The sequence below is a fragment of the Enterobacter cloacae complex sp. P14RS genome (assembly GCF_014895895.1).
In the GTDB taxonomy this organism is placed as follows: Bacteria; Pseudomonadota; Gammaproteobacteria; order Enterobacterales; family Enterobacteriaceae; genus Enterobacter; species Enterobacter bugandensis.
This window is the reverse complement of sequence record NZ_JADBQM010000010.1, coordinates 63,377-81,303: the sequence shown is the minus strand read 5'-3', so window position 1 is coordinate 81,303 and position 17,927 is coordinate 63,377. Positions and strand designations below refer to the sequence as shown.

Annotated in this window: 16 protein-coding genes and 2 tRNA genes; 12 read left to right on the top strand and 6 right to left on the bottom strand. The window is 56.5% G+C overall.

Annotated elements, in window-relative coordinates:
* The first annotated feature begins 49 nt into the window (after positions 1-49).
* Positions 50-126: transfer RNA gene (locus IM295_RS09295), tRNA-Asp, on the top strand.
* 54 nt (positions 127-180) lie between these two features.
* Positions 181-256: transfer RNA gene (locus tag IM295_RS09290), tRNA-Trp, on the top strand.
* A gap of 99 nt (positions 257-355) precedes the next feature.
* Here IM295_RS09290 and hdfR read toward each other — a convergent pair.
* The gene (gene hdfR / locus IM295_RS09285) at positions 356-1,177 is read right to left on the bottom strand and encodes an HTH-type transcriptional regulator HdfR (RefSeq protein ID WP_028014823.1); all 822 of its coding nucleotides are present in this window, start codon (positions 1,175-1,177) and stop codon (positions 356-358) included.
* A 118-nt stretch (positions 1,178-1,295) separates the two neighbouring features.
* Here hdfR and IM295_RS09280 point away from each other — a divergent pair, with 118 nt between their 5' ends.
* Positions 1,296-1,634, top strand: a complete 339-nt coding sequence (locus IM295_RS09280) for a DUF413 domain-containing protein (RefSeq protein ID WP_008501577.1) — start codon at positions 1,296-1,298, stop codon at positions 1,632-1,634.
* 27 nt (positions 1,635-1,661) lie between these two features.
* Here the strand turns inward: IM295_RS09280 and IM295_RS09275 are convergent, their stop codons facing one another.
* Positions 1,662-3,182: a YifB family Mg chelatase-like AAA ATPase gene (locus IM295_RS09275; RefSeq protein ID WP_193066581.1), complete on the bottom strand. Its 1,521-nt coding sequence runs from the start codon at positions 3,180-3,182 to the stop codon at positions 1,662-1,664.
* 341 nt (positions 3,183-3,523) lie between these two features.
* Between IM295_RS09275 and ilvL the strand changes: the two genes are divergently transcribed.
* The 7 genes from ilvL (at position 3,524) to ilvA (ending at position 10,074) form a co-directional block, all read left to right on the top strand.
* Positions 3,524-3,622, top strand: coding sequence for an ilv operon leader peptide (gene ilvL / locus IM295_RS09270; RefSeq protein WP_001311244.1), 99 nt, complete (start codon positions 3,524-3,526; stop codon positions 3,620-3,622).
* Between the two features lie 86 nt (positions 3,623-3,708).
* Positions 3,709-3,759 (top strand): peptide IlvX, encoded by a 51-nt coding sequence (gene ilvX, locus IM295_RS09265; RefSeq protein WP_166792073.1) that lies wholly within the window; start codon positions 3,709-3,711, stop codon positions 3,757-3,759.
* Between the two features lie 2 nt (positions 3,760-3,761).
* On the top strand, positions 3,762-5,408 hold the full coding sequence (ilvG, locus tag IM295_RS09260) for an acetolactate synthase 2 catalytic subunit (protein WP_192972117.1): 1,647 nt from the start codon (positions 3,762-3,764) through the stop codon (positions 5,406-5,408).
* On the top strand, positions 5,405-5,668 hold the full coding sequence (gene ilvM, locus IM295_RS09255) for an acetolactate synthase 2 small subunit (RefSeq protein WP_003860184.1): 264 nt from the start codon (positions 5,405-5,407) through the stop codon (positions 5,666-5,668). The genes ilvG and ilvM overlap by 4 nt, the downstream gene beginning before the upstream one ends.
* An 18-nt stretch (positions 5,669-5,686) precedes the next feature.
* Entirely contained in the window at positions 5,687-6,616 is a 930-nt protein-coding gene (gene ilvE, locus IM295_RS09250) for a branched-chain-amino-acid transaminase (RefSeq protein WP_003860182.1), read from the top strand.
* A gap of 60 nt (positions 6,617-6,676) precedes the next feature.
* On the top strand, positions 6,677-8,527 hold the full coding sequence (gene ilvD / locus IM295_RS09245) for a dihydroxy-acid dehydratase (RefSeq protein ID WP_047366694.1): 1,851 nt from the start codon (positions 6,677-6,679) through the stop codon (positions 8,525-8,527).
* Between the two features lie 2 nt (positions 8,528-8,529).
* Positions 8,530-10,074 carry a threonine ammonia-lyase, biosynthetic gene (ilvA, locus tag IM295_RS09240; RefSeq protein ID WP_193066583.1) on the top strand — a complete coding sequence of 515 codons (1,545 nt, stop codon included), beginning with the start codon at positions 8,530-8,532 and terminating at the stop codon, positions 10,072-10,074.
* Here ilvA and ilvY read toward each other — a convergent pair.
* Positions 10,071-10,961 (bottom strand): HTH-type transcriptional activator IlvY, encoded by an 891-nt coding sequence (gene ilvY, locus IM295_RS09235; protein WP_008501572.1) that lies wholly within the window; start codon positions 10,959-10,961, stop codon positions 10,071-10,073. The two genes, ilvA and ilvY, sit on opposite strands and share 4 nt — an antisense overlap.
* Before the next feature lie 152 nt (positions 10,962-11,113).
* On the opposite strand from ilvY, the gene ilvC reads away from it, so the two are divergent.
* Complete coding sequence (gene ilvC / locus IM295_RS09230; protein ID WP_049001405.1) at positions 11,114-12,589, top strand: ketol-acid reductoisomerase; 1,476 nt, start codon at positions 11,114-11,116, stop codon at positions 12,587-12,589.
* Positions 12,590-12,675: 86 nt separating this feature from the next.
* Here ilvC and ppiC read toward each other — a convergent pair whose 3' ends face one another.
* Positions 12,676-12,957 (bottom strand): peptidylprolyl isomerase PpiC, encoded by a 282-nt coding sequence (gene ppiC / locus IM295_RS09225; protein WP_004886861.1) that lies wholly within the window; start codon positions 12,955-12,957, stop codon positions 12,676-12,678.
* 85 nt (positions 12,958-13,042) lie between these two features.
* Between ppiC and rep the strand changes: the two genes are divergently transcribed.
* Positions 13,043-15,067: a DNA helicase Rep gene (gene rep, locus IM295_RS09220; RefSeq protein ID WP_028014817.1), complete on the top strand. Its 2,025-nt coding sequence runs from the start codon at positions 13,043-13,045 to the stop codon at positions 15,065-15,067.
* 52 nt (positions 15,068-15,119) lie between these two features.
* Here the strand turns inward: rep and gppA are convergent, their stop codons facing one another.
* Positions 15,120-16,604 (bottom strand): guanosine-5'-triphosphate,3'-diphosphate diphosphatase, encoded by a 1,485-nt coding sequence (gppA, locus tag IM295_RS09215; protein WP_193066580.1) that lies wholly within the window; start codon positions 16,602-16,604, stop codon positions 15,120-15,122.
* Between the two features lie 6 nt (positions 16,605-16,610).
* Positions 16,611-17,879: an ATP-dependent RNA helicase RhlB gene (gene rhlB, locus IM295_RS09210; RefSeq protein WP_028014815.1), complete on the bottom strand. Its 1,269-nt coding sequence runs from the start codon at positions 17,877-17,879 to the stop codon at positions 16,611-16,613.
* Between the last annotated feature and the right edge of the window lie 48 nt (positions 17,880-17,927).

Genomic DNA, 17,927 nt, shown 5'->3' with positions numbered 1-17,927 from the left:
TAAGTAGTAAGCCGGTGCATAAATCCGGTGGTTACAAGCAGTCTTCGGTGGAGCGGTAGTTCAGTCGGTTAGAATACCTGCCTGTCACGCAGGGGGTCGCGGGTTCGAGTCCCGTCCGTTCCGCCACTTATTAAGACGTTAAGCCTGCCAGTAATGGCAGGCTTAGTGGCAAAAAACTTTAGGGGCGTAGCTCAGTTGGTAGAGCACCGGTCTCCAAAACCGGGTGTCGCGAGTTCGAGTCTCTCCGCCCCTGCCATATAGAATCCTTTGCTTCGGCAAAGGATTTTTTTTTGCCTGAAACCCGATGAGATTTCAGCATTCTTAAATGCAGCCAGCGTCCCTGCTGGCCTCAGCATCAATCCATTACATTGATTTTTAATAGATCTTTTATTTGCGATTGCTTGTCGCTATTTTGCAACCAAATCGCATACAGCGGCCGCGAAAGGGTAGTGGAATCCACCACGGTATGCAGTCCAGGCTTGGTATCTGCCCAACGGACTGGTAACCAGGTGCAACCCTTCAGCAAGGGGAGTTGCTGACAGGCAATCTCGGCAGAACTGGTTGTTAACTGTGGAACATCATCAGGTGCGATCAATCCCGTCTCATGTTGCTGAAAATCAGGTCCCCACTCCAGCCGCAAATAGGTCAGGTCTGCTTTCATCTTTGAGGGTTCAGAAGCATAAAGAGCTAGACCGAACTGTCCAACAATCTGGCTGCTAAATTCGTCCATCTTGGGGGCTTCTGTAGTGATCAGCAGATCCAATTGACGCTCATGAAGTTGCTTAACCAGCGACTGACGTTGCGCAATTCTGGCTTCAAACTGTAAATGGCCATGGGAGTGATATAGCCGGGTAAGCCACTGACTGAGCATGCATTCCCACAGAGATGCGCTGGCCCCTATCGAGAACTCGTTGTGCCTCGACGTATGCGCAACCTCTTTGCGCGCTGCCTGCCAGGTATTCATCAATGTCTCCGCATACGGAAGCAGTTTTTCACCAGCAGGCGTGAGGCGGATATTGTTGCGATGGCGGGTAAAAAGATTCACACCCAGTTGATTTTCCAGCTGTCGAATACGAAAACTGACTGCTGACTGCGTCAGGTAAAGGGCTTCAGCGGCTCGCCCGAAGTGACGCGTTCTGCTCACTTCAAGGAAAGTTTTTAGCAATTCCGTATCCACATCTTTCTCCGCAAAATAATTTGTCGTTATGATTTAAATGTTTTGTTTTACACTCTGTCAAGCGTAACTAATACTCCGCGCCATAAATAGCTCGGCCAAAGAATTAGGAGCGTGTAGGATGGCGGAAAGCTTTACGACGACTAATCGTTTTTTCGACAATAAACATTATCCGCGCGGGTTCTCTCGTCACGGCGATTTCACCATCAAAGAGGCGCAGCTGCTTGAGCGTCATGGTTATGCCTTTAACGAGCTGGATCTGGGTAAACGTGAGCCTGCAACTGAAGATGAAAAGCAGTTTGTCTCAGTGTGCCGTGGTGAGCGTGAGCCGCAGTCTGAAGCAGAACGTGTATGGATCAAGTACATGGCTCGCATTAAGCGTCCAAAACGTTTCCATACGCTGTCTGGCGGTAAACCGCAGATGGAAGGTGCAGAAGACTACACCGAGTCTGACGACTAATAAAAAAAGGGGCTACGGCCCCTTTTTTTATGCCAGTAACTTTTGCAGATGCAAAAGCAAACGATCGATCGCCCGATAGCTCAGCGCTTCCTGCAAGTGTTTCCTCGCAATATCAGTACAGCCCTCCACGTCCGCAATGGTTCTGGCTACTTTTAACAAGCGCTGCCACGCACGTATGGAAAGCCCAAAGCGCGTCAACGTCTCCTCCAGCCAAGCCGCATCTTCAACGTTAAGAGAACAAAACTGTCGGATCCCTGCATTATCCAGTCGTGCATTCAGCCTGTTTTGACGGGCATACTGTCTCGCCTGTGCCGCGATAACCCGCTCGCGAACATGCGCGGAGCTTTCACCCAGTTTATCCGTCTGCCTGAGCAGGCCCGGCGGCGGAAGGGGGATTTCCAGTGATAAATCGAAACGGTCGAGAAACGGGCCAGACAGCTTTCCCAGATAGCGCAGCGTCTGCTCTGGCGTACAGCGGTTATGGTTGCCCTGATAATGCCCCGTCGGACTGGGGTTCATCGCCGCCACGAGCTGAAAACGGGCGGGATAGCTTATTTTGGCTCGCGTGCGTGAAATATGTATCTCACCGGATTCAATGGGCTCCCTCAGCGCATCCAGCACGCGGCGCTCAAACTCAGGCAACTCATCGAGAAACAGAATGCCATTGTGTGCCAGCGAGATCTCACCCGGCCCCGGAATAGACCCACCGCCGACCATTGCCGTCAGTGACGCGCTATGATGCGGGGAACGAAAGGGACGTCGACGCCACTGTTTGTGCAACGACGTCGAACCGATCAGGCTATAGATGGCGGCGCTTTCCAGCGCTTCATGGTTATTAAGCGGCGGGAGCAACCCGCTTAGCCTGCTCGCCAGCATGGTTTTGCCCGTACCCGGCGGGCCAATCAGCAGGAGATTGTGCCCACCCGCTGCCGTAATCTCCAGCGCCCGTTTCCCTTGCTCCTGTCCCATGATCTCGCTGAGGTCTTCTGGCGCATCCGCTATAGCCTCGTCGCACTCTTCCGGCTCGGACAGTTCATGGCGGCCTTCCAGCCAGGCGCACACTTCCTGAAGATGCCCGGCGATGAGACATCCCTTTTCTGCAATAAGACTCACTTCTGATGCGTTTTCATTGGCCACAACGATTTGCCGCCCTGCACGTATGGCTTCCAGCGCTCCCGATATCGCACCGGGAACGCCTCTCAGTGCGCCTGTGAGCGCGAGTTCACCCACGAACTCATACGAGCCTAGCTTGGTCGTATTAAGCTGCTCAGAAGCCGCGAGAAGCGCAATTGCGATAGGTAAATCGTATCGCCCACCCTCTTTGGGCAGGTCAGCGGGAGCAAGGTTGATGGTGATCTTCTTTGCGGGGAAGGTATAACCGCTGTTTATTATTGCGCTACGAACGCGGTCCCTGGCCTCTTTAACCGTGGTTTCAGGTAACCCGACAAGCGTGAGTCCGGGCAGCCCATTACTCAAATGAACCTCTACGGAAATAAGCGGAGCCTTTACCCCGAGAGCCGCTCGCGTATAAACAACTGACAGTGACATTTGTACTACCTCCTGGTCTGACTATGCCAGTGCCTGTTGTCTCTGTTTAGCGTCTTTTTACGTATTTACGCCGCCTGTTCAGAGATTTTCAGGGAGCATTGAAACCATTGCATCACCGTGGAAGCACACTCGCAAAATGTAAAAAGGCGCGCTTTAACGGTTAGATCTGCAATAAAAAAATGAAAAATATTCACTTCCAAATTTCCTCATATAAAACAATGCGTTCATAAAATTTGGTTCGCTTGCTAACCAAATCCTTCATAAATAAATCTTGTGTTTGATTTAAAAACTGTGATAACTCTTTAGGTATTCCTTCGAACAAGATGCAAAAAGAACTGAAAATGACAGCCCTTCTACGAGTGATTAGCCTGGTCGTGATTAGCGTGGTGGTGATTATTATCCCACCGTGCGGGGCTGCACTTGGACGAGGAAAGGCTTAGAAATCAAGCCTTAACGAACTAAGACCCCCGCACCGAAAGGTCCGGGGGTTTTTTTATGACTTAAAAACTTAAATGAGGAGCAGAGAATGACGACTAGCACAAAATTCTGTTTCTCCAGATTTATGACGGGGAACTAACTATGAATGGGGCACAATGGGTAGTACATGCGTTGCGCGCGCAAGGAGTCGAAACCGTATTCGGTTATCCGGGTGGCGCAATTATGCCGATTTACGATGCACTGTATGACGGCGGCGTGGAACACCTCTTGTGCCGGCACGAGCAGGGCGCAGCGATGGCAGCCATTGGTTATGCCCGCGCGACCGGTAAAACCGGTGTGTGCATGGCGACCTCAGGTCCGGGTGCAACGAACCTGATCACCGGCCTGGCTGACGCGCTGCTCGATTCTGTTCCTGTCGTGGCGATTACCGGTCAGGTGGCCTCTCCGTTCATCGGCACCGATGCCTTCCAGGAAGTAGACGTCCTCGGCTTATCGCTGGCCTGCACCAAGCACAGCTTCCTCGTTCAGTCCCTCGAAGAGCTGCCGCGCGTGATGGCCGAAGCGTTCGAGGTTGCCAGTTCTGGCCGTCCTGGCCCGGTTCTGGTGGATATCCCGAAAGATATCCAGGTTGCACCTGGCGATCTGGAGCCGCATTTCTCCACCGTGAAAAGCGACGATGCGTTCCCGTATGCAGACGTTGAAGAAGCGCGTCAGATGATGGCGCAGGCGAAGCAGCCGATGCTGTACGTCGGCGGCGGGGTGGGTATGGCGCAGGCTGTTCCGGCGCTTCGCGCGTTCCTTGCAACCACGCAAATGCCCGCCACCTGCACCCTGAAAGGTCTGGGCGCAGTCGACGCGGACTACCCGTACTACCTCGGCATGCTGGGAATGCACGGCACTAAAGCGGCAAACCTGGCGGTGCAGGAGTGCGACTTGCTTATCGTCGCAGGCGCCCGTTTCGATGACCGCGTCACCGGCAAGCTGAATACCTTCGCGCCGAATGCCAAAGTGATCCATATGGATATCGACCCGGCGGAGATGAACAAACTGCGTCAGGCGCACGTGGCGTTGCAGGGCGATCTTAACGCGCTGTTACCGGCGCTGGAGCAGCCGCTGGATATCAACGCATGGCGTCAGCACACCGCAGACATGCGCGCTGAGCATGCCTGGCGTTACGATCACCCAGGCGATGCCATCTATGCGCCGCTGCTGTTGAAGCAGTTGTCTGACCGTAAACCCGCCGACAGCGTGGTGACGACGGATGTGGGCCAGCATCAGATGTGGTCAGCCCAGCACATGACCTACACCCGCCCGGAGAACTTCATCACCTCCAGCGGCTTAGGCACGATGGGCTTTGGCCTGCCGGCAGCCGTTGGCGCACAGGTGGCCCGCCCGAACGATACCGTGATCTGTATCTCCGGTGACGGCTCCTTCATGATGAACGTTCAGGAGCTCGGCACCGTGAAGCGCAAGCAGTTACCGCTGAAGATCGTGTTGCTCGATAACCAGCGTTTAGGAATGGTTCGCCAGTGGCAGCAGCTGTTCTTCCAGGAGCGTTACAGCGAGACAACCCTGACCGATAACCCCGATTTCCTCACCCTGGCCAGCGCCTTCGGCATTCCTGGCCAGCACATCACCCGTAAAGACCAGGTTGAAGCGGCACTCGACACCATGCTGTCAAGCGAAGGGCCATACCTGCTTCATGTCTCAATCGACGAGCTTGAGAACGTCTGGCCGTTGGTACCGCCCGGTGCCAGTAACTCACAAATGCTGGAGAAATTATCATGATGCAACATCAGGTCGCTGTGCAGGCTCGCTTCAACCCGGAAACGTTAGAACGCGTATTGCGCGTGGTTCGCCACCGTGGCTTTCAGATTTGCTCTATGAATATGGAAACGGCCACCGACGCCCAGAACATCAGTATCGAATTAACCGTTGCCAGCCCGCGGCCGGTCGACTTACTGTTTAGTCAGTTATCAAAGCTGGTAGACGTTGCCCATGTTGCCATCTGCCAGAGCACAACCACATCACAACAAATCCGCGCTTGAGCGTGACAGGACGAAAAAATGACGACAAAAAAAGCTGATTACATTTGGTTCAATGGTGAGATGGTTCGCTGGGAAGACGCGAAAGTTCACGTGATGTCCCATGCGCTGCACTACGGTACCTCCGTGTTTGAAGGCATCCGTTGCTACGATTCTCACAAAGGGCCAGTGGTGTTCCGCCATCGCGAACACATGCAGCGTCTGCATGACTCAGCCAAAATTTATCGTTTCCCGGTCTCTCAAAGCGTTGATGAGCTGATGGAAGCCTGCCGCGAAGTGATTCGCCAGAACAAACTGACCAGCGCCTATATTCGCCCGCTGGTCTTCGTGGGTGACGTGGGCATGGGCGTGAACCCGCCGGCCGGTTACAACACCGATGTGATCATTGCTGCGTTCCCGTGGGGCGCCTACCTGGGCGCAGAAGCACTGGATCAGGGGATCGACGCAATGGTTTCTTCCTGGAACCGCGTGGCGCCAAACACCATCCCGACTGCCGCAAAAGCGGGCGGTAACTACCTCTCCTCATTGCTGGTCGGCAGCGAAGCGCGCCGCCACGGCTATCAGGAAGGCATCGCCCTCGACGTGAACGGCTACATCTCAGAAGGCGCGGGCGAAAACCTGTTTGAAGTAAAAGACGGCATTCTGTTTACCCCACCGTTCACCTCTTCCGCGCTGCCGGGCATCACCCGTGATGCGATCATCAAGCTGGCGAAAGATCTGGGTATCGAAGTGCGCGAGCAGGTGCTGTCCCGCGAATCCCTCTACCTGGCAGACGAAGTGTTCATGTCCGGTACCGCGGCTGAAATCACGCCGGTTCGCAGCGTCGACGGTATCCAGGTGGGCGAAGGCCGCTGTGGCCCGGTGACCAAACGCATCCAGCAAGCCTTCTTCGGCCTCTTCACCGGCGAAACAGAAGACAAATACGGCTGGTTGGATCAGGTTAATCACTAAATATAAATGTGGGACGGCACGCACCGTCCCATTAAATAGTCAGACGGGAGTCAATAAAGCATGCCTAAGTATCGTTCAGCCACCACCACCCACGGCCGTAACATGGCGGGTGCCCGCGCACTGTGGCGCGCCACCGGAATGACCGACGCCGATTTCGGCAAGCCAATTATCGCCGTGGTGAACTCTTTCACCCAGTTTGTACCGGGCCACGTGCATCTGCGCGATCTCGGTAAGCTGGTTGCCGAGCAAATCGAAGCCTCCGGCGGCGTGGCGAAAGAGTTCAACACCATTGCGGTGGATGACGGTATCGCAATGGGCCACGGGGGAATGCTCTATTCACTGCCGTCGCGCGAGCTGATCGCCGACTCGGTGGAGTATATGGTCAACGCCCACTGCGCCGATGCGATGGTCTGTATCTCCAACTGCGACAAAATCACCCCGGGGATGCTGATGGCCTCCCTGCGCCTGAACATTCCGGTGATCTTCGTCTCCGGCGGTCCGATGGAGGCGGGTAAAACCAAGCTCTCCGACAAAATCATCAAGCTCGACCTGGTTGATGCGATGATCCAGGGCGCAGACCCGAAAGTCTCTGACGAGCAGAGCGATCAGGTGGAACGCTCCGCGTGCCCGACCTGCGGCTCCTGTTCCGGCATGTTCACGGCCAACTCCATGAACTGCCTGACCGAAGCGCTGGGCCTTTCCCAGCCGGGCAACGGCTCGCTGCTGGCGACCCACGCCGACCGTAAGCAGCTGTTCCTCAACGCCGGTAAACGTATCGTTGAGCTGACCAAACGCTACTACGAGCAGGACGATGCTAGCGCGCTGCCGCGCAATATCGCCAGTAAAGCGGCGTTCGAAAACGCCATGACGCTGGATATCGCCATGGGCGGCTCCACTAACACCGTTCTGCACCTGCTGGCCGCCGCGCAGGAAGCCGAAATCGACTTCACCATGAGCGACATCGACAAGCTCTCCCGCAAAGTGCCGCAGCTGTGTAAAGTCGCGCCGAGTACCCAGAAGTACCACATGGAAGACGTGCACCGTGCGGGTGGCGTCATCGGTATCCTGGGCGAGCTGGATCGCGCCGGGCTGCTGAACCGCGACGTGAAAAACGTCCTCGGCCTGACGCTGCCGGAATCGCTGGACCAGTACGACGTGATGCTGACCAAAGACGACGCGGTGAAAAAGATGTTCCGCGCCGGCCCTGCAGGTATTCGCACCACCCAGGCGTTCTCGCAGGATTGCCGCTGGGACACGCTGGATGACGACCGTGCTGAAGGCTGCATCCGCTCGCTGGAGCACGCCTACAGCAAAGACGGCGGTCTGGCGGTGCTGTACGGTAACTTTGCAGAAAACGGCTGCATCGTGAAAACCGCAGGCGTGGACGACAGTATCCTGAAATTCACCGGTCCGGCGAAAGTGTACGAAAGCCAGGACGAGGCGGTAGATGCCATCCTCGGCGGCAAAGTGGTGGAAGGCGACGTGGTTGTCATTCGCTACGAAGGGCCGAAAGGCGGCCCGGGCATGCAGGAGATGCTCTACCCGACCACCTTCCTGAAATCGATGGGCCTCGGTAAAGCCTGTGCGCTGATCACCGACGGTCGTTTCTCCGGCGGCACGTCTGGTCTCTCCATCGGCCACGTCTCCCCGGAAGCGGCAAGCGGCGGCAACATCGCGATCATCGAAGATGGCGATCTGATTGAAATCGACATTCCGAATCGCGGCATTCAGCTCAAGCTGAGCGACCAGGAGATTGCGGCCCGTCGTGAAGCGCAGGAAGCCCGCGGTGACAAAGCCTGGACGCCGAAAGATCGCCAGCGCGAAGTCTCCTTCGCCCTGCGCGCCTATGCGAGCCTTGCAACCAGTGCAGATAAAGGCGCGGTGCGCGATAAATCTAAACTTGGGGGCTAATGATGGCCGAGTCACAACCCTTATCCGCCGCCCCTGAGGGGGCGGAATACCTGAGAGCGGTGCTACGCGCGCCGGTCTATGAAGCTGTGCAGGTCACGCCCCTGCAAAAAATGGAAAAACTCTCCTCGCGCCTCGACAACGTCATTCTGGTGAAGCGCGAAGACCGCCAGCCGGTGCACAGCTTTAAGCTGCGCGGTGCCTACGCGATGATGGCCGGGCTGACGGATGAGCAGAAAGCGCGCGGCGTCATTACCGCGTCGGCGGGCAACCATGCGCAGGGCGTGGCGTTCTCGTCTGCTCGTTTGGGTCTGAAAGCGCTGATCGTGATGCCGGTTGCCACCGCGGATATCAAAGTCGACGCGGTGCGCGGTTTTGGCGGAGAAGTGCTGCTCCACGGCGCGAACTTTGACGAAGCCAAAGCCAAAGCGATCGAGCTGGCGCAGCAGCAGGGCTTCACCTGGGTGCCGCCGTTCGATCACCCGATGGTGATTGCCGGGCAGGGCACGCTGGCGCTTGAGCTGTTGCAGCAGGATGCCCATCTCGACCGCGTCTTCGTCCCAGTGGGCGGCGGCGGGCTGGCGGCAGGCGTGGCGGTGCTGATTAAACAGCTGATGCCGCAGATCAAAGTCATCGCCGTTGAGGCGGAAGACTCTGCCTGCCTGAAGGCGGCGCTGGACGCCGGTCATCCGGTAGACCTGCCGCGTGTCGGGCTGTTTGCCGAGGGCGTGGCGGTGAAGCGCATTGGCGATGAAACGTTCCGTCTGTGCCAGGAGTATCTGGACGATATCGTCACCGCCGACAGCGACGCCATTTGCGCGGCAATGAAAGATCTGTTCGAAGATGTACGTGCGGTGGCGGAGCCGTCCGGCGCGCTGGCGCTGGCGGGGATGAAAAAATACATCGCCCAGCACAACATTCGCGGCGAGCGGCTGGCGCACGTGCTCTCTGGTGCGAACGTGAACTTCCACGGCCTGCGCTACGTTTCCGAGCGCTGCGAGCTGGGCGAACAGCGTGAAGCGCTGCTGGCGGTGACGATTCCGGAAGAGAAGGGCAGCTTCCTCAAGTTCTGCCAGCTGCTGGGCGGTCGTTCGGTAACGGAGTTCAACTACCGCTTTGCCGATGCGAAAGATGCCTGCATTTTTGTCGGCGTGCGTCTGAGCCGGGGCGTGGAGGAACGTAAAGAGATCCTCAGCCTGCTGCACGATGGCGGCTACAGCGTGGTCGATCTGTCCGACGATGAAATGGCGAAGCTGCACGTGCGTTACATGGTTGGCGGTCGTCCCTCAAAGCCGCTCCAGGAACGCCTGTTCAGCTTCGAGTTCCCGGAATCACCGGGCGCGTTGCTCAAGTTCCTGCATACGTTGGGCACGCACTGGAACATTTCTCTGTTCCACTACCGCAGCCACGGCACCGACTACGGGCGCGTGCTGGCGGCGTTCGAGCTGGGCGAGCACGAGCCGGATTTCGAAACGCGCCTGAACGAGCTGGGCTATGAGTGCCACGACGAAACCCATAACCCGGCGTTCAGGTTCTTTCTGGCTGGCTAGTGGTTCGGCAATATCGTCCAGAACGCATCAATAAGCGGCTCATGCAGCCGCTTTTTTTGTGCGCACACGCCTAGCTCAAACGGCGTCTTCTCGTCGCTGCGCTCCAGAATCATCACGCGATTACGCACCGGTTCCGGGCTGTTTTCCAGCACCACTTCCGGCAGCAGCGCCACGCCGCAGCCGAGCGCCACCATCGACACCATCGCCTCATGACCGCTAACGGTGGCGTAAATCGACGGATTGCTGATTTTCTGACGGCGGAACCACAGCTCGATGCGGCGGCGCACCGGCCCCTGATCGGCCATGATAAACGGCACCGTCGACCAGTCCGGTTTTTCTACCGATACCTGATTACGCACCGGGCAGGGCAGCGCCGGGGCAATCAGCACCACCGCCAGATTCTCCAGCATTGAGAACGCCACCGCGCCCGGCAGGGTTTCGGGTTTTCCGGCAATGGCCAGATCCGCTTCGCCGGTCACCACTTTTTCCATTGCGTCGGCGGCGTCGCCGGTGGTGAGCTTAATTTCAACCGACGGATGCGCTGCGCGGAAGCGGTCGAGAATGGGGGGCAGATGGCTGTAGGCGGCGGTCACGGAGCAGAAAATATGCAGCTCACCGGAGAGTGATGGCCCCTGCTGATCAATAGAGTGCCGCAGCTGCTGGTACTGTAATAGCGTCTGCTGGGCAAAAATGCGCAGCTCTTCGCCCGCTTCCGTGAGGGTAACGGTACGGTTATCGCGCACGAAAAGCGGCTGGCCGAGGTCTTCCTCAAGGCGCTGGATCTGGCGCGAAAGCGTGGACGGGCTGACGTGCATCGCCCGGGCGCTGCGGCCAAAGTGACGGCTTTCCGCCAGGTGCAGGAACATTTTTAGATCGCGTAAATCCACCGATTCCACTCCCTCTTTTTACATTGCAAAAATTGCAATGTGACGTTGTGAATATATCAATTTCCGCAATAAATTTCCTGTTGTAATGTGGGTACATTCTCGCTGAAACGCGAACCGAACAATAAGACACACAACATCACGAGGTATCACCCATGGCTAACTACTTTAATACACTGAACTTGCGCCAGCAGCTGGCGCAGCTGGGCAAATGCCGCTTCATGGCGCGCGATGAATTTGCCGATGGCGCGAGCTACCTTCAGGGTAAAAAAGTGGTCATCGTCGGCTGTGGCGCACAGGGTCTGAACCAGGGCCTGAACATGCGTGACTCCGGTCTGGATATCTCTTACGCCCTGCGTAAAGAAGCGATTGCCGAGAAGCGCGCTTCATGGCGTAAAGCAACCGAAAACGGCTTCAAAGTGGGTACCTATGAAGAGCTGATCCCGCAGGCGGACCTGGTCGTTAACCTGACGCCGGACAAGCAGCACTCTGACGTGGTGCGTTCCGTACAGCCGCTGATGAAAGACGGCGCCGCGCTGGGTTACTCCCACGGCTTCAACATCGTTGAAGTGGGCGAGCAGATCCGTAAAGACATCACCGTAGTGATGGTGGCGCCGAAGTGCCCGGGTACCGAAGTGCGTGAAGAGTACAAGCGTGGCTTCGGCGTGCCGACGCTTATCGCAGTTCACCCGGAAAACGATCCGAAAGGCGAAGGCATGGCGATTGCCAAAGCCTGGGCAGCTGCCACCGGCGGTCACCGCGCTGGCGTGCTGGAATCTTCCTTCGTTGCGGAAGTGAAATCTGACCTGATGGGCGAGCAGACCATTCTGTGTGGCATGCTGCAGGCGGGTTCTCTGCTTTGCTTCGACAAGCTGGTGGAAGAAGGTACTGACCCGGCATACGCAGAAAAACTGATTCAGTTCGGCTGGGAAACCATCACCGAAGCGCTGAAGCAGGGCGGCATTACGCTGATGATGGACCGTCTGTCCAACCCGGCAAAACTGCGTGCTTACGCGTTGTCTGAACAGCTGAAAACCATTATGGCGCCGCTGTTCCAGAAACATATGGACGACATCATCTCCGGCGAATTCTCTTCCGGCATGATGGCGGACTGGGCCAACGACGACAAGAAACTGCTGACCTGGCGTGAAGAGACCGGTAGAACTGCGTTCGAAACTGCGCCGCAGTATGAAGGTAAAATCGGCGAGCAGGAGTACTTCGATAAAGGCGTACTGATGATTGCGATGGTGAAAGCAGGCGTTGAGCTGGCGTTCGAAACCATGGTGGATTCCGGCATCATCGAAGAGTCGGCGTACTACGAATCTCTGCACGAGCTGCCGCTGATCGCGAACACCATCGCCCGTAAGCGTCTGTACGAAATGAACGTGGTTATCTCTGATACCGCAGAATACGGTAACTATCTGTTCTCTTACGCCTGCGTACCGCTGCTGAAAGAGTTCATGACCACACTGCAGACGGGCGATCTGGGCAAAGCGATTGCGGAAGGTGCCGTGGATAACGCGCAGCTGCGCGACGTAAACGAAGCGATTCGCAGCCACCAGATCGAGAAAGTGGGCCACAAACTGCGTGGCTACATGACCGATATGAAACGTATTGCTGTAGCAGGTTAACAACCTTGTCGGGTGGCGCTTCGCTTACCCGACCTACAAAAACGTAAGATGTAGGCCGGGTAAGGCGCAGCCGCCACCCGGCTTTTTTATTTGCGATACAGCACTTTAATAATGTGATAACCGAACTGGGTATGCAGCGGACCGGTTGGCTCCAGCACCGGGCAGGAGAAGACCACTTTATCGAACGCCGGAACCATCTGGCCTTGACGGAATTCGCCTAAATCGCCGCCACGCTTGCCGGACGGGCAAATAGAGTGCTTCTTCGCCAGCTTGCCGAAGTCGGCGCCGTTTTTGATCTGCTCCAGAAGATCCAGAGCCAGTTTCTCTTCTTTAACAAGAATATGCAGTGCTGCTGCTGTTTTTGCCATGATCGTGCCTTGAGTGGTATGGATTAGGCTCGCTATACTACCACGCTGTTATTCTCCCCTCCTGACTTTCATTGAGCGATCATTTATGCGTCTAAATCCCGGACAACAACAAGCCGTCGAATTTGTAACCGGACCGTGTCTGGTGCTGGCGGGTGCAGGATCCGGTAAAACGCGCGTCATCACCAATAAGATTGCGCACCTGATCCGCGGCTGCGGCTATCAGGCCCGCCACATTGCGGCGGTTACCTTTACCAACAAAGCGGCGCGCGAGATGAAAGAGCGTGTTGGCCAGACGCTGGGGCGCAAAGAGGCGCGCGGGCTGATGATCTCTACCTTCCACACGCTGGGGCTGGATATCATTAAACGTGAATACGCCGCGCTGGGGATGAAATCCAACTTTTCGCTGTTCGATGACACCGACCAGGTGGCGTTGCTCAAAGAGCTCACCGAGGGGCTGATCGAGGATGATAAGGTGCTGTTGCAGCAGCTGATCTCAACGATCTCGAACTGGAAAAACGATCTGATGACCCCGGCCCAGGCTGCGGCGATCGCCAAAGGCGAACGGGATCGGATCTTTGCCCATTGCTATGGTCTGTACGACGCGCACATGAAAGCGTGCAACGTGCTGGACTTCGACGATCTGATCCTCTTGCCGACGCTGCTTTTACAGCGAAATGAAGAGGTGCGCGAGCGCTGGCAGAATAAAATCCGCTACCTGCTGGTGGATGAATATCAGGACACCAACACCAGCCAGTACGAGCTGGTGAAGCTGCTGGTGGGGCAGCGCGCGCGCTTCACCGTGGTTGGCGATGATGACCAGTCAATTTACTCCTGGCGCGGCGCACGCCCGCAAAACCTGGTGCTTCTGAGCAAAGATTTCCCCGCGCTGCAGGTGATTAAGCTGGAGCAGAACTACCGTTCCTCCGGGCGCATCCTGAAGGCGGCAAACATCCTGATTGCCAATAACCCGCACGTTTTTGAAAAGCGTCTCTTCTCCGAGCTTGGCTACGGTACGGAGCTGAAGGTGCTCAGCGCCAATAATGAAGAGCATGAGGCGGAGCGCGTGACGGGTGAACTGATCGCCCACCACTTCGTCAATAAAACCGAATACAAGGATTACGCGATCCTCTATCGCGGCAATCACCAGTCGCGCGTCTTTGAAAAGATGCTGATGCAGAACCGCATTCCGTACAAAATTTCCGGCGGCACTTCGTTCTTCTCGCGGCCAGAAATTAAAGATCTGCTGGCCTATCTGCGCGTGCTCACGAACCCGGATGACGACAGCGCGTTTCTGCGCATCGTGAATACACCAAAGCGCGAGATTGGTCCGGCGACGCTGCAAAAGCTAGGCGAATGGGCGATGACCCGCAATAAGAGCCTGTTTACCGCCAGCTTTGATATGGGGCTGAGCCAGACGCTGACGGGGCGCGGGTATGATAATTTAACCCGCTTCACCCACTGGCTGGGTGAAGTGCAGCGCCTGGCTGAGCGCGAGCCCGTGGCGGCGGTACGCGATCTGATCCACGGCATTGACTACGAATCCTGGCTGTACGAAACCTCTGCCAGCCCGAAAGCGGCAGAAATGCGTATGAAAAACGTTAACCAGCTTTTTAGCTGGATGACCGAAATGCTGGAAGGCTCTGAGATAGATGAGCCGATGACGTTAACGCAGGTGGTCACCCGCTTTACCCTGCGCGACATGATGGAGCGCGGCGAGAGCGAAGAAGAGGCCGACCAGGTTCAGCTGATGACGCTGCATGCGTCAAAAGGGCTGGAGTTCCCGTATGTGTATCTGGTCGGTATGGAAGAAGGTTTATTGCCGCACCAGAGCAGCATTGATGAAGATAATGTCGACGAGGAGCGCCGTCTGGCCTACGTGGGGATCACCCGCGCGCAAAAGGAGCTGACGTTCACGCTCTGTAAAGAGCGCCGTCAGTACGGTGAACTCGTGCGCCCGGAACCCAGCCGTTTCCTGCTGGAACTGCCGCAGGACGATCTGATCTGGGAACAGGAGCGCAAAGTGATTACCGCGGAAGAGCGGATGCACAAAGGGCAGGCTAACGTGGCGAACATTCGCGCCATGCTGGCAAAAGCCAAAGAGAAGGGATAATGATGAGTAGGCCGGGGTAAGGCGAAGCCGCCACCCGGCAGTGTTCAGCGTATTACTTCACCTCAAGCACCCAGTGCACATAGCTCTGCCACTGGCACTCCTGCTCGATCATCTCTGCCCCAAGCGGGTGATTCTCAATCCAGTTTTCCGGCAGCGTCAGCGTCAGCTTCTCATCATCGGCTAGCAGATTAATGGCGGGTAATAAATCATCGCGGCGGCGGCTGGCAAACAGAATTGCCAGACGCAGCAGGCGACACAGATGCTCGGCCACGCGCGGCGGTACGGCATTTTGCTGATGCAAAGAGGAGAGATCGACGGCGTTGGTCTGGTTCAGCAGCAGCGTTGCCAGCAGCTTTTTCTGTGCGGGCGTGTAGCCCGGCAAATCCAGGTTGCGCACCAGATACGCTGCGTGAGCAGGTGCCTGCTTAAAATCTATACTGAGCCCCACCTCGTGCAGCGCACAGGCGCTCAGCAATAAATCGCGGCTCAGATGATCAAGATCCCAGGCGTTAGCGACCTGGTCGGCAAAGCGTGATGCCAGCTGTGATACGCGGCCAGCCTGATCGATATCAACCAGAAAACGACGCTGGACGTTGCGCAGCGTACGGTTGCGGATGTCCTGATCCACCGACAGATGCAGCATCCCGTAGACCAGACCTTCGCGCAGCGCGCCGCCGGCCAGGGTCATACACTGGATATTAAGTTCGGTGAATATGGCGATCAGAATGGCCAGCCCGCTTGGGAAAACCAGGGCACGTTCCAGCGTCAGGCCTTCAATTTCCAGCTCTTCCAGACGTCCGCACTGAATGGCACGCTGTTTAAGCTGCTGAAGTTTGGCAAGCGTGATCCGCTCGTCCATGCCCTGCGCCATCATGATTTCCTGCAGTGCCTGCACGGTACCCGAAGCCCCGACGCAGACTTTCCAGCCGTGATAGCGCAGTTCGTCCATTACCGGGCGTAGCACTGCGCGCGCGGCGTTTTCCGCCTCGTCGAAGTTCTCTTTACCCAGATTCCGGTCAGTAAAGTAACGTTCAAGCCAGGTTACGCAGCCCATCGACAGGCTGAACAGCGACGTCGCCTGCGCGCCGGTGCCGGTTACCAGTTCGGTACTGGCACCGCCGATATCCACCACCAGACGGCGATCGTCACCCCCGGTGGTGTGGGCAACGCCCTGGTAGATCAGGCGTGCTTCTTCTTCACCGCTGATAACCTGAACCGGACACCCCAGAATTTCCTGCGCTTTGGCAATAAAATCTACGGCGTTAACCGCCAGTCTGAGCGTCGCTGTGGCGACAACGGTGATTTGAGCATGCGGGATATCCTGCAGACGCTCAGCAAAGAGCCGCAGGCATTGCCAGCCACGTTCCATGGCTTCAGGTGAGAGGTAATTATCACTGCTCAGGCCCGCCGCGAGGCGGACCTTGCGCTTAATGCGCGTCAGCGTTTGTATGCTTCCCGCCACCTCACGCACAACCAGCATATGAAAACTATTCGAACCGAGATCAATTGCCGCATAGAGCAAGGTGGAGCTGAGCATAATGTATTAACCTGAACGACGACGATTACGCGGTGCGCCGCCTGAACGACGCGGACCATTGCCGGAGCGCGGGCGGGAAAGACGCTTAGGCGGCGGCAGTTCGCTTAACAGCGCTTCCGGATTGTATTTACTCTGCGGAATAGAGTGACCGATGTAGGTCTCAATGGCTGGAAGATTCAGCGCATACTCTTCACACGCAAGGCTAATCGAGTGACCGCTTGCGCCCGCACGACCAGTACGACCGATACGGTGTACGTAGTCTTCGCAGTCGTCTGGCAGATCGTAGTTAAAGACGTGCGTCACGGCTGGAATGTGTAAACCACGTGCCGCCACATCGGTTGCGACCAGAATATCAAGATCGCCACGGGTGAACTCGTCGAGGATACGAAGGCGTTTTTTCTGCGCCACGTCGCCGGTCAACAGGCCAACACGGTGACCGTCGGCAGCCAGATGGCCCCAGATGTCTTCACAGCGGTGTTTAGTGTTCGCGAAGATAATGGCGCGATCGGGCCACTCTTCTTCGATCAACGTTTGCAGCAGACGCATTTTCTCTTCATTGGAAGGATAGAAGAGCTCTTCTTTAATGCGGTGGCCCGTTTTCTGCTCCGGCTCCACTTCCACATACTCGGCGTTGTTCATCTGCTCGAACGCCAGTTCGCGTACGCGATAAGAAAGGGTGGCAGAGAACAGCATGTTCAGGCGCTGATTTGCCGGCGGCATGCGGCGGAACAGCCAGCGGATATCTTTAATGAAGCCCAGATCGTACATGCGGTCAGCTTCATCAAGCACCACAACCTGGATGGCACCGAGGTTGATATGGTTCTGTTTGGCGTAGTCGATAAGACGGCCGGTGGTCCCAATCAGGATATCCACGCCGCTTTCCAGCACTTTCAGCTGCTTATCGTAGCCGTCGCCGCCATAGGCCAGGCCAAGCTTCAGGCCAGTAGCCTGTGCCAGGGGTTCAGCGTCTGCATGGATCTGTACCGCCAGTTCTCGCGTCGGGGCCATAATTAGCGCGCGCGGCTGGTTAACTTTGCGGTCTGCAATCGCTGGGTGAGAAAGTAAATAATGGAACGTTGACGTTAAAAACGCCATCGTTTTGCCGGTACCGGTTTGCGCCTGCCCTGCAACATCGCGACCGGCCAGCGTCAGCGGCAGGGCGAGAGCCTGAATGGGCGTGCAGTTATGAAACCCTTTTGTTTCAAGGGCTTCGATCACTTTTGGGTGCAGGGCGAAGTCGGAAAACTTCTGTTCTGTTAAATGTGTTTTGCTCATAGTGTGGTAGAATATCAGCTTACTATTGCTTTACGAAAGCGTATCCGG

What these genes read in the sequence shown, in the direction of transcription:
- IM295_RS09280 (WP_008501577.1), top strand. Translation starts at nt 1,296, where the DNA reads ATGGCGGAAAGCTTTACGACGACTAATCGTTTTTTCGACAATAAACAT.
- IM295_RS09275 (WP_193066581.1), bottom strand. Translation starts at nt 3,182, where the DNA reads ATGTCACTGTCAGTTGTTTATACGCGAGCGGCTCTCGGGGTAAAGGCT.
- ilvL (WP_001311244.1), top strand. Translation starts at nt 3,524, where the DNA reads ATGACAGCCCTTCTACGAGTGATTAGCCTGGTCGTGATTAGCGTGGTG.
- ilvG (WP_192972117.1), top strand. Translation starts at nt 3,762, where the DNA reads ATGAATGGGGCACAATGGGTAGTACATGCGTTGCGCGCGCAAGGAGTC.
- ilvM (WP_003860184.1), top strand. Translation starts at nt 5,405, where the DNA reads ATGATGCAACATCAGGTCGCTGTGCAGGCTCGCTTCAACCCGGAAACG.
- ilvE (WP_003860182.1), top strand. Translation starts at nt 5,687, where the DNA reads ATGACGACAAAAAAAGCTGATTACATTTGGTTCAATGGTGAGATGGTT.
- ilvD (WP_047366694.1), top strand. Translation starts at nt 6,677, where the DNA reads ATGCCTAAGTATCGTTCAGCCACCACCACCCACGGCCGTAACATGGCG.
- ilvA (WP_193066583.1), top strand. Translation starts at nt 8,530, where the DNA reads ATGGCCGAGTCACAACCCTTATCCGCCGCCCCTGAGGGGGCGGAATAC.
- ilvC (WP_049001405.1), top strand. Translation starts at nt 11,114, where the DNA reads ATGGCTAACTACTTTAATACACTGAACTTGCGCCAGCAGCTGGCGCAG.
- ppiC (WP_004886861.1), bottom strand. Translation starts at nt 12,957, where the DNA reads ATGGCAAAAACAGCAGCAGCACTGCATATTCTTGTTAAAGAAGAGAAA.
- rep (WP_028014817.1), top strand. Translation starts at nt 13,043, where the DNA reads ATGCGTCTAAATCCCGGACAACAACAAGCCGTCGAATTTGTAACCGGA.
- gppA (WP_193066580.1), bottom strand. Translation starts at nt 16,604, where the DNA reads ATGCTCAGCTCCACCTTGCTCTATGCGGCAATTGATCTCGGTTCGAAT.
- rhlB (WP_028014815.1), bottom strand. Translation starts at nt 17,879, where the DNA reads ATGAGCAAAACACATTTAACAGAACAGAAGTTTTCCGACTTCGCCCTG.